The organism is Streptomyces sp. NPDC058691, assembly GCF_042714775.1.
GTDB lineage: Bacteria > Actinomycetota > Actinomycetes > Streptomycetales > Streptomycetaceae > Actinacidiphila.
Window position 1 is genome coordinate 1 of the sequence record NZ_JBHXSO010000040.1, and the last position, 8,819, is coordinate 8,819.

Annotated in this window: 7 protein-coding genes; 3 read left to right on the forward strand and 4 right to left on the reverse strand. The window is 73.3% G+C overall.

Translation table 11 applies throughout. The features are described 5' to 3' along the window. Positions 1 to 229 precede the first annotated feature (229 nt). Together dnaJ and hrcA are read right to left on the reverse strand one after the other, a co-directional pair. A complete protein-coding gene (gene dnaJ, locus ACFWVC_RS25860) occupies positions 230 to 1,369 on the reverse strand; it encodes a molecular chaperone DnaJ (RefSeq protein WP_384290712.1) in 1,140 nt (379 codons plus the stop codon). After that, on the reverse strand, positions 1,369 to 2,385 hold the full coding sequence (hrcA, locus tag ACFWVC_RS25865) for a heat-inducible transcriptional repressor HrcA (protein WP_384290714.1): 1,017 nt from the start codon (positions 2,383 to 2,385) through the stop codon (positions 1,369 to 1,371). Before hrcA ends, dnaJ begins: the two co-directional genes overlap by 1 nt. A gap of 203 nt (positions 2,386 to 2,588) precedes the next feature. On the opposite strand from hrcA, the gene ACFWVC_RS25870 reads away from it, so the two are divergent. Both ACFWVC_RS25870 and ACFWVC_RS25875 read left to right on the forward strand, forming a co-directional pair. Then, positions 2,589 to 3,323 (forward strand): MBL fold metallo-hydrolase, encoded by a 735-nt coding sequence (locus ACFWVC_RS25870; protein ID WP_384290720.1) that lies wholly within the window; start codon positions 2,589 to 2,591, stop codon positions 3,321 to 3,323. A gap of 30 nt (positions 3,324 to 3,353) precedes the next feature. After that, positions 3,354 to 4,184 (forward strand): DUF3097 domain-containing protein, encoded by an 831-nt coding sequence (locus ACFWVC_RS25875; protein ID WP_384290724.1) that lies wholly within the window; start codon positions 3,354 to 3,356, stop codon positions 4,182 to 4,184. On the opposite strand, the gene hemW is transcribed toward ACFWVC_RS25875, so the two are convergent. Together hemW and ACFWVC_RS25885 are read right to left on the reverse strand one after the other, a co-directional pair. Then, on the reverse strand, positions 4,185 to 5,417 hold the full coding sequence (gene hemW, locus ACFWVC_RS25880) for a radical SAM family heme chaperone HemW (protein WP_384290728.1): 1,233 nt from the start codon (positions 5,415 to 5,417) through the stop codon (positions 4,185 to 4,187). Positions 5,418 to 6,099: 682 nt separating this feature from the next. After that, complete coding sequence (locus ACFWVC_RS25885) at positions 6,100 to 7,920, reverse strand: SpoIIE family protein phosphatase (RefSeq protein ID WP_384290730.1); 1,821 nt, start codon at positions 7,918 to 7,920, stop codon at positions 6,100 to 6,102. A 191-nt stretch (positions 7,921 to 8,111) separates the two neighbouring features. Here ACFWVC_RS25885 and ACFWVC_RS25890 point away from each other — a divergent pair. Then, on the forward strand, positions 8,112 to 8,819 hold a 708-nt coding region (locus ACFWVC_RS25890), incomplete at its 3' end, for a HAMP domain-containing protein (RefSeq protein ID WP_384290877.1).

The following is an 8,819-nucleotide window of genomic DNA, read 5'->3' on the forward strand; positions in this document are numbered from 1 at the left end:
ATGATTTGGTGGTGGAGGGTGCGGCGGGCGGCGCCGGTCCTCTGGGTGCCCCGGGTGGTGGGGCGGCGGGGGCGTGGGGCGGGGTGGGGGGCCCCGCCCCCCCCGGCGCACCAGCCGACCCCGCCCGGGGTGTGAGGAAACGACGACCCACCAGCGGCCCCCCCCCCCCCCCCCGCGCGTGCCGCGTCATGGACGCGATGAACCGGCCGTGGCCTTCGAAGGACGGCGCTCAGCGGCCGTTGAAGGCGTCCTTCAGCCGCGAGAAGAGACCCTGCTGACCCGGCTGGAACTGGCCCAGGGGCCGCTCCTCGCCGCGCAGCTTCGCCAGGCGCCGCAGGAGCTCCTCCTGGTCCGGGTCGAGCTTGCCCGGGGTCTGCACCTCGACGTGCACGACCAGGTCGCCCCGGCCGCCGCCGCGCAGGTGCGTGATGCCGCGCTGGTGCAGCGGGATCGACTGGCCGGACTGCGTGCCCGGCCGGATGTCGATCTCCTCCAGGCCGTCCAGGGTCTCCAGCGGCACCTTGGTGCCGAGCGCCGCGGCCGTCATCGGGATGGTGACGGTGCAGTGCAGGTCGTCGCCGCGCCGCTGGAACATCGCGTGCGGCAGCTCGCGGATCTCCACGTACAGGTCGCCGGCGGGGCCGCCGCCGGGGCCGACCTCGCCCTCGCCCGCGAGCTGGATGCGGGTGCCGTTGTCGACGCCGGCGGGGATCTTCACCGTCAGCGTGCGCCGCGAGCGGACCCGGCCGTCGCCCGCGCACTCCGGGCACGGGTTCGGCACGACGGTGCCGAAGCCCTGGCACTGCGGGCACGGGCGGGAGGTCATGACCTGGCCGAGGAAGGAGCGCGTCACCTGGGAGACCTCACCGCGGCCGCGGCACATGTCACAGGTCTGCGCGGAGGTGCCGGGGGCGGCGCCCTCTCCGTGGCAGGTGTTGCAGACGATCGCCGTGTCGACCTGGATGTCCTTGGTCGTGCCGAAGGCGGCCTCGTCGAGCTCGATCTCCAGCCGGATCATCGCGTCCTGGCCGCGCCGCGTGCGCGAGCGCGGGCCGCGCTGGGACGCCGTGCCGAAGAAGGCGTCCATGATGTCGCTGAAGTTCCCGAAGCCCTGGCCGAAGCCCGCGCCCGCACCGGCACCGCCGCCGTTGGCGGACAGCGGGTCGCCGCCGAGGTCGTAGACCTGCTTCTTCTGCGGGTCCGACAGCACCTCGTAAGCGGCGTTGATCTCCTTGAACCGCTCCTGGGTCTTCGGGTCCGGATTGACGTCCGGGTGCAGCTCGCGCGCGAGACGGCGGAAGGCCTTCTTGATCTCGTCCGGACTCGCGTCGCGGCGCACGCCGAGCACGGCGTAGTAGTCGGTGGCCACTACGACTCCGCCAGGATCTGTCCGACGTAACGTGCCACTGCGCGTACCGCTCCCATCGTTCCGGGGTAGTCCATGCGGGTCGGGCCGACCACGCCAAGTTTCGCGACCGCCTCGTCGCCCGAACCGTAGCCGACGGAGACGACCGATGTGGAGTTCAGGCCCTCGTGGAAATTCTCGTGACCGATTCGCACGGTCACGCCCGAATCCCCGGCCTCGCCCAGCAGCTTGAGGAGCACGACCTGCTCCTCAAGCGCCTCCAGCACCGGGCGGATCGTGAGGGGGAAGTCATGGCCGAAACGGGTCAGGTTGGCGGTGCCGCCCAGCATGATCCGTTCCTCGGTCTCCTCGACCAGGGTCTCCAGCAGCGTCGCCAGCACGACCTGCACCGACGGCCGGTCGTCCGGCTCGAACCCGTCCGCGAGGTCCTGCACCAGCTGCGGGACGTCGGCGAAGCGGCGGCCCACCACCCGGCTGTTGAGCCGGGCCCGCAGGTCGGCCAGCACGGTCTCGCCCACCGGCGCGGGGGCGTCGACCAGCCGCTGCTCGACCCGGCCGGTGTCGGTGATCAGCACCAGCATCAGCCGGGCCGGGGCCAGGGCGAGCAGTTCCACGTGCCGCACGGTCGAGCGGGTCAGCGACGGGTACTGGACGACGGCGACCTGCCGGGTCAGCTGCGCCAGCAGCCGCACGGTGCGGGCCACCACGTCGTCGAGGTCCACGGCACTGTCCAGGAAGCTCTGGATGGCCCGGCGCTCCGCGCCCGACAGCGGCTTGACGTTCGTGAGCCGGTCGACGAAGAGCCGGTAGCCCTTGTCGGTCGGCACCCGGCCGGCGCTGGTGTGGGGCTGCTGGATGTAGCCCTCCTCCTCCAGCACGGCCATGTCGTTGCGCACCGTGGCCGGGGACACACCCAGCCGGTGGCGTTCGGTGAGGGCCTTGGAGCCGACCGGTTCCTCGGTGCCCACGTAGTCCTGGACGATGGCGCGCAGCACTTCGAGCCGTCGTTCGCTCAGCATTGCGTCGTACACCTCCAGTCGTCCGGTCACCGGTACGGCGGTCGTTCTCCCTGCCCTGGCACTCCCCACAAGTGAGTGCCAGCTTTCCCCAAGTCAGTGTACGGCGGGGTGGCAAGACCTCGGCAAGGGCGGTCCGCACGCCGACCCCTTCGACCGGCCACCGTAGCGCGCGTGGCCCGCCCCGGCGGGGATACCGTCGCGGTGTGGAGACGACACCGACGGCGCCGGAGCCCTTCGAGGGCTGGGAGCAACTGGCGCCCGGTGTCGCGCGCCGCCGGATGCCGTTCCTGGACGTCACCGTGGGGGTCGTCACCGGCGGCGAGGGCGTGCTGCTGGTCGACACCGGCTCCTCGGTCGCCGAGGGAGCCGGGCTGCGCCGGCGGGTCCGGGAGCTGACCGGAAGGGACGTGACGCACATCGCACTGACCCACGGTCACTTCGACCACGTCTTCGGCACGGCCGCCTTCCCCGGAGCCCAGGTCTACGGCGAGATGACACTCGACGCCCACCTCGGCCGCGAGCTCTCCGCGCTGCGCCTGGACGCGATCGGGCACGGCGTCCCCGAGGAGACGGCGACGGAGGCCGCTGACGCCCTCGTGCGCCCCGGCCACCTCGTGGACGGCCGCTGTGTGCTGGACCTCGGCGCCGACCGCCAGGTCCTGCTGGTCCACCCCGGTGAGGGACACACCACGCACGACCTGGTGGTGGTCGTGCCGGGGACGCCCGTCGTGGTCTTCTGCGGCGACCTCGTCGAGGAGTCCGGCGAGCCCCAGGCCGGCCCGGACGCCGCCCCGGGCACGTGGCCGGGCACCTTGGACCGGCTGCTGGAGCTGGGCGGCGAGAGCGCGCTCTACGTCCCCGGGCACGGCGCGGTGGTCGACGCGCGCTTCGTCCGCGCCCAACGGGACGCGCTGGCCGCCCGGTTCGGATCCGCTTGAGCGGCGTCCCGCCCGGATACGATCCCTGCCATGCGCAGCCGCGATTACGACGCCGATCTCACCCCGCCCTGGAAGCGGCCGTCGGTGCCCGCGCCCGAGGTCGCGGCCGAACGGGACCTGGTGGTGGAGGAGGTCTCCACGGGCTTCTGCGGGGCGGTGATCCTTTGCGAGAAGACCGCCGAGGGCCCCACCGTCACCCTGGAGGACCGCTTCGGCAAGCACCGGGTGTTCCCGCTCGTACCGCGCGGCTTCCTCCTGGAGGGCAAGGTCGTCACCCTCGTCCGTCCCACCGCCGCCGCCCGCTCCGGCCCGCGGCTGACCGCCTCCGGTTCCCTCGCCGTCCCCGGCGCCCGGGCCCGGATCGCCCGCGCCGGGCGCATCTACGTCGAGGGGCGCCACGACGCGGAGCTCGTCGAGCGGGTCTGGGGCGACGACCTGCGCGTCGAGGGCGTCGTCGTGGAGTACCTGGAGGGCGTCGACGACCTGCCCGCCATCGTCTCCGCCTTCGCCCCTGGACCGGATGCCCGCCTCGGCGTGCTCGTCGACCACCTCGTCCCGGGCTCCAAGGAGTCCCGGATCGCCGCCTCGGTCACCGGCGACCACGTGCTGGTCGCCGGCCACCCCTACATCGACGTCTGGGAGGCCGTGAAGCCCTCCTCCGTCGGCATCCCCGCCTGGCCGGCCGTGCCGCGCGGCCAGGACTGGAAGACCGGCGTGTGCCGCGCGCTGGGCTGGCCGGAAAACACCGGTGCGGCCTGGCAGCGCATCCTGGGCTCCGTCCGCTCCTACAAGGACCTCCAGCCGGAACTGCTGGGCCGCGTGGAAGAGCTGATCGACTTCGTCACGGCTCCAGGCGTGTGATCAGTCGACCAGGTCCCTGACCACCGCGTCCGCGAGCAGCCGCCCGCGCAGCGTCAGTACCGCCCGCCCCACCTCGTACGCGCCCGGCTCCAGCAGACCCTCGCCCACCGCGCGCTCGGCGGCCCGCGCCCCGGCCGGGGCCAGGATGTCCAGCGGGCAGCCGTCCGCGAGCCGCAGCTCCAGCAGGATGCGCTCCACCCTGCGGTCCTCCGCGGCCAGCACCTCGCGTCCGGCGCCGGGACTGCGGCCCTCGGCGAGCGCCGCCGCGTACGCCGCGGGGTGCTTCACGTTCCACCAGCGCACGCCGCCCACGTGGGAATGCGCGCCCGGTCCGGCGCCCCACCAGTCGGCGCCGGTCCAGTACAGCTCGTTGTGCCGGCACCGGGCCGACGTCGACGTCGCCCAGTTCGACACCTCGTACCAGTCGAAACCGGCCTCCGCCATGCGCTCGTCGGCGATCAGGTAGCGGTCCGCGTGCACGTCGTCGTCGGTCATCGGCACCTCGCCACGCCGGATCCGGCGGGCCAGCTGGGTTCCCTCCTCGACGATCAGCGCGTACGCCGACACATGGTCCGGGCCCGCGTCGATCGCCGCGTCCAGGGACGCCCGCCAGTCGTCGTCCGACTCTCCCGGCGTGCCGTAGATCAGGTCCAGGTTGACGTGCTCGAAGCCGGCCTCCCGCGCCTCCGCCACGCACGCCTCCGGCCGGCCCGGCGTGTGCCTGCGGTCCAGCACCTGCAGCACGTGCTGCCGGGCGCTCTGCATCCCGAACGACATCCGGTTGAAGCCCCCGGCCCGCAGCTCCGCCAGGTACGCGGGATCCACCGACTCCGGATTCGCCTCCGTCGTGACCTCGGCCCCCTCCGCCAGGCCGAACTCGTCCCGGATCGCCCCCAGCATGCGGGTCAGGTCCGCCGCCGGCAGCAGCGTCGGCGTGCCGCCGCCGACGAACACCGTCTCGACGCGGCGCGCGTCGTCGCCCAGCACCTTGCGGGCGAGCCGGATCTCGTCGATCAGCGTGTCCGCGTAGTTCTCGCGGGAGGCGAGCACACCGCCGGTGCCGCGCAGCTCGGCGGCGGTGTAGGTGTTGAAGTCGCAGTAGCCGCAGCGAGTCGCGCAGTACGGGACGTGCAGGTAGAACCCGAGCGGTCGGTCCTCCGCCCCGGCGAGGGCTGCGGGGGGCAGCGCACCGTTCTGGGGCATGGGCTCGCCGTCGGGCAGTACGGATGGCATGCCCCCTATTGTGCCGGGGTTTTTTTCCCCGCCCGCCCTCCCTCCCCCAACCTTCGGCCGGGGGTGCCCCCAGCCCTGTGAAGTCAGGGCGCCCCGGCGCGCGTGGTTCCTGGGCCGGGGTCGGGGCCTCCGGGGCTGGCCATTCTGGACTGGGATATTTACGTGCGTGACGGGCACTTGCCCATCCCGTCCCGCCCCGGATGCCGCACACAAATATCCCGCACCGTCCAGAACACCCACCCCTACGACCCCGCCCCCTCCGTAGTGTTCGCGCCTGATCCCCAGTGGGGGGTGTGGAGGCGGTCCGGGTGACCGCAGTTGCCTGGATACAGCCCCATCGGTGTGGGCGGTGACGGCTGGGCGGCTGACGTGCTGCCGCACCAACCCTGGACCTGTGCCATGGCCGCCCTACACCTTCCACTGGGGATCAGGCGCATGACGAGACAGAGGGGGCGGGGGTGGAGGGGTGGGCGTTCTGGACTGTGGAGCATATTTGGGTGCACAACCCGGAGTGATCAACGGCAGGTGCCCGAGGCACCGAAATGTGCTGTCCAGAATGGCCAGCCCCGGAGGCCCCGAACCCGGCACCCAACGAAACGGGCGCCGGGGTCACTGACTTCACAGGGCACACGGGAGGGAGGGCGGGGAAAACCAACAGCCACCACCACGGCGCCGCACACGACTACTGGGCCCTAAGGACGAGCAGCGCGAGATCGTCATCCGGGGGAGCCGCGTCATACCCGTGCACCGCCGTGCGGATCCGCTCCGCGACCCCCGCCGCCCCGAGCCCCACGCACCCCGCGAGCGCCGCCGCGAGCCCGTCGTCGTCGTCGAACTGCCGGTTGCCGCTGCGCCGCTCCGTGACGCCGTCGGTGACGCACAGCAGCGTGTCGCCCGGGGCGAGACGGAACGATTCGCTGCGGTAGTGCGCGTCGTCCGTGATGCCCAGCAGTATCTGCGGGGCGGCCGCGGCGCGGACCTGGCCCGCCGCGTTCAGGACGAGCGGCAGCGGGTGGCCGGCGCTGGCGAGGGTGCACAGGACGCCGCCGCCGTCGCCGGGCACGATCTCGCCGTAGAGGAGGGACAGGAAGCGCGGGCCGGTCTCCCAGCCGGGGCCGAGTCCGTCGCCGAGGGTGGCCGCGGCGGCCTCGTCGGCGAGGGCGCGGTTGAGGCGGTCCAGGACCTCCGCGACGCCGTGGCCCTCCCGGGCCAGCAGCCGCATCACGGGCCGGGCCAGCCCGGTGACGGCGGCGGCCTCGGGACCGTTGCCCTGGACGTCGCCGAGGGCGAAGCACCAGCGGCCGCCGCCGGCGGGGAAGATGTCGTAGAAGTCGCCGCCGACGACGTCGGCGCGCGTGGGCTCGTAGACGACGGCCGTCTCGACGCCGGGGACGGTGCCGAGCCCGGCGGGCAGCAGCCCGCGCTGCAGGACGCGGCTGATCATGGCCTGCCGGGCGTACTGCCGGGCCGTGCCGACCGCGAGGGCGACCCGCCGGGCGAAGTCCTCGATGAGCCCGATGACCTCGTCGGGCATGCGCATGAGCCCGGTCCGGCCGAGCAGCAGCGTGCCGTGGCAGCGTCCGCCCGCGACGAGCGGGCAGGCGAGGGCTGCGCCCATGGCGTCGGTCCCGTCGGCGGTGGCGGGCCAGGGCCAGGGGACAGCGCCGGAACGGCCGTGGGGCGGGGGCGGGGGCGGGTCCTTCTCCAGGACCATGCGCAGCGCGTCGATGCGGCTCTCGGCGGCGTGCCAGACGCGCGCGAGCCGCGGTTCGGTCGTCCCGGGGCCGTCGGCGCCGAGCCAGACCGCGCACCAGTCGGCGAGCCGGGGCACCAGCAGCTGTCCGGCCAGTGCGGCCACCATGTCCTCGTCGAGCTGCCCGGCCAGCAGGTCGGACGCCTCGGCGAGGAAGGACAGGGAGCCGCGGCTGATCCAGTCGCCGTCGGACCGGCGGGCGGCCTGGCGCGGCAGCGGCGCCAGGATCTCGGCGGCGCGCAGTCCGCGCGGCGTCGTGCGCTCCCCGTCGGCCGGCGGGACGTGGTGTTCCTCGGGGTCGTGCGCGGCGGCGAGCCGGCACCAGATGGTCTTGAGGTCGCGCCGGTAGGTGATGCCCCAGGCCTCGGAGAGCGCCGCGACGAGCTGGAGGCCGCGTCCGCCGTCCCGGCCCTCCCGTTCCAGTTCGGCCCGGTCGCGCACGACGCGCGCGGGGTGGTGGTCGGACACCTCCACCACGAGCCCGTCGTGCTCCAGCCGGCAGAGCAGTTCGACCGTCGTCCCGGCGTGGATGACCGCGTTGGTGACGAGTTCACTGACCACCAGGACCGCGTCGGCGGCCAGACGCTCGTCGGGGCCGGGTTCCCCGGCCGTCCACGTGCCCAGTGCGGCGCGGAAGAACTTGCGGGCGGCGGAGGCGGCGAGCTGGTTGCCGGGCAGGCTGGTACGGGAAACGAAATCCCGTGGAATGGAATCTGGCCCCACTGTGCGGCTCCCGAGCAGATCCGGCATTGCGCCCTTAAGGGCAGGGTCAGCGTGACAGACTGAGCGCGCTCATAAGCGCCGAGTCACCGAAGAAGGCCGTCATGGCTCTTAAATCGGCTGTTCCCGCCCCGAAAACCGCCACTCCTGCGCGTGTCGCCGACCCGCCACCGGGTGAGGAATGGATACGGGCGGCGGAACTCCGGCCGCTGCTGACGGCGATGCGCTCGCTGTGCGAGGGTGACTTCCGGGTACGGCTCGACGAACAGCGGGAAGGACTGCCGGCCGAGCTCGCCGGAACGTTCAACCGGATCGTCTCCCGGGAGCGGCACTTCTCCTCCGAACTGGCCCGGGTCCGGCGGGAGGTGGTCCGCCAGGGCAGGCTGGACGAGCGGCTCGCGGACAGCCCCGGCCAAGGGTCGTGGGCGATGGGCGTGCAGGCGGCGAACGCCCTGATCGACGCCCTGGTCATCCCGGCGGCGAACGCGACCCGGGTGCTGGACGCGGTGGCGGGCGGCGACCTGACCCAGCGGGTGGACCTGCACGACGGCAGCCGGCCGCTGCGCGGGGATCTGCGGCGGCTGGGGCGGGCGGTCAACCGCATGGTCGACCAACTGTCGCTGTTCACCGGCGAGGTGACGCGCGTCACCCGCGAGGTCGGCACCGAGGGGCGGCTCGGCGGCCGGGCCAAGGTGCAGGGTCTGTCCGGCAGTTGGCGGGACGTGACGGAGGCCGTCAACGCGATGGCCGCCCGCCTGACCGCCCAGGTCCGTGACATCGCGCTGGTGACGACGGCGGTGGCCCGCGGCGACCTGACCCGTCAGGTGACGGTCGAGGCCACCGGCGAGCTGCTGGAGCTCAAACTGACCGTCAACACGATGGTGAACCAGCTGTCGGCCTTCGCCGACGAGGTCACCCGCGTGGCCCGC